General features: G+C 76.2%; 1 protein-coding gene. It reads left to right on the forward strand.

The window, feature by feature from the left end; genetic code table 11:
• Window positions 1–2139 (forward strand): FUSC family protein (locus tag C1I98_RS45220; RefSeq protein WP_146607903.1); only part of this gene is annotated, 2139 nt, incomplete at its 5' end.
• Between the last annotated feature and the right edge of the window lie 59 nt (window positions 2140–2198).

Below are 2198 nucleotides of genomic sequence, written 5' to 3' on the forward strand. Positions count from 1 at the left end.
GCGGTGCGGGAGGCGTTCCGGGTCTCCGGGCGGCCGGCGTGGGGGTACGGGGCGCTGTGCGGCGTGGCGATCGGCGTGCTGCTGCTCGCCGGGACCTTCACCGGCCATATCAGGGAGGGCTCCACGGCGGCCCTGGGCGCGTACCTGACGGCCTTCGCCGACGACCCCGCCATGCCGTACGGCAGGCGGGCCCGGCGCCTCCTGCGCGGCACCCTGTTCGTCACGCTGGGCACCGGCCTCGGCACGCTCCTCGCCCCCCACCCCTGGATCGCCGTGCCGGTGATCGGCCTGGTCGCCGCCGCGGGCGCGCAGTGGCCCATGATCGGCCTGCCGCCGACGCTCGCGCTGATCCTGAGCTACTTCCAGGGACCGGTTCCCTACGGCGCCGTGGTCCACATGGAGCTGGCGGGCACCGGGGGCCTGTGGATCACCGCCGTCGTACTGCTGTCGTGGCCCGTGCGCAGGCTCAGGCCGCTGCGGGCGTCCCTGGAGACGGCCGGGGTGGCGCTCGCCGACCTGCTCGACGCGGCCGAGCTCCAGCCCGATCCGGGCGACGCCGCGGCCGAACGCGAGTGGGAGGAACGCCGCAAGGCCGCCGAGGAGGCCCTGGCCGAGGCCCGTACGGCGGTCGCCCACTACACCGCCGTCGAACGCGAGGAAGAGGACGAGGACGACCCCGGCCCCGGCCGGATGCTCGACGCGCTCACCCGGATCTTCCACGAGACCGTCGCCCTGCACATCCTGCGCGACGGCGTCACCGGCCTCACCGACCGCCGCGACTGGGTCGAGGACCTGGACACCGCGACCGGCGCGCAGGCCCGGGCGCTGCGCGAGGCGATGACCGAGGACAGCGCGATGGCGGTGCCGAGGGCGCTGGCGTGCGCGGCGAAGTTCGCCGACCGGGTGCAGGCGATCCGGAGGGCCGCCCTGTCGGGCGATGAGCCGCTGGCGGTGTCGGCGCTGCTCGGCCAGGTCCGCCGCTGCCTGGACCGGATCGGCCTCGCGGTGCGCTCGGCGGCGTTGACCTCGGCGGAGGGCGTGGCGGTGGGGCCGCGGCTGCCACGGTTCACGCGACGGCCTGGCGGGCGCCGCCGTCACGGCCAGCGCATGGAGCACTACGCGGCCCGGCTGGCGGTGGTGACGGTGGCGGCGGTCACACTGGCGGAGGTCACGCACGAGCCGTACGGGAAGTGGTTCGTGGTGACGGTGGTGGCCAGCCTGCGGCCGACCTTCGGCGACACGGTGGAACGGCTGCTGTTCCCGGTGCTCGGCATGGCGGCCGGGGCGACGGCGGCGGCGTTCATGCTGGCGCTCACCCCGGGGCATGTGACGCTGGCGCTGGTCATCGCCGGGCTGGCGGTGGTGGGTTACGCGCTGGGCACGCTGAGCTTCAACTGGTGGACGGTCTTCGCGACGCCGCTCGGCCTGCTGCTGGCCGACTACGCGATGCCGCTGTCGTGGAACGCGGCCGTCTGGCGGGTGGGATTCGCCGTGGCGGGCGGCGTCGCGGTGGTCGGCGCGGCGCGGCTGCTGTGGCCGAGGGGCGAGCGGGTGCGGATGTCCGGGCGGGTGGCGGCGCTGCTCGACCAGCACGCCCGGCTGGTGCGGGCGCTGGTCGAGCGGCAGCGGGCGAGCGTCGCCGAGCAGGTCGAGGAGGCCGCCGAGTCGGCGCGGCGGCTCGACGAGTCGCTGGAACGGCTGGCGAAGGAGCCCGGCGGCGCGGTGCCCCGGGCGTTGCGGGACACGGTCGAGCACGCGGCGCGGATCAGGGCGGACGCGCTGGCCCTGTACGCGGTACCGGCCCCGGTGCCGGGCGAGGAGGACCAGGCCGGGCCGACGGCCGCCGTGCTGGACGCGGTCGCGGACCGCCTCTCGGGGGCGGCGGACGCCGTGCGCACGGGCGATTCGGAGGGGATCCCGGACGACCTCGACCAGGCGATGGACACCCTGGCCACCCACGTCGAGGAGCTGACCGCGCAGCGCCTCGACGAACTCGCCGAGGGCGCGGCGGAGGAGTGGACCGCCATCAGGTACGCGTACATGCACGCGGCCTCGGCGCACCCGGCTCTGGAAGACCTGGTCGCCAACGCGGGCCGGCTGAGCCGCGCGGCCACCTCCGAGGAGGCCGCGCTCACGTGACCGGCTCGCCCCGGCCCTCAGGAAGAGGCGGCCGGTGGGGGGCCGAGGCGGGTGTGGTG

The organism is Spongiactinospora gelatinilytica (assembly GCF_003236385.1).
Lineage (GTDB): Bacteria > Actinomycetota > Actinomycetes > Streptosporangiales > Streptosporangiaceae > Spongiactinospora > Spongiactinospora gelatinilytica.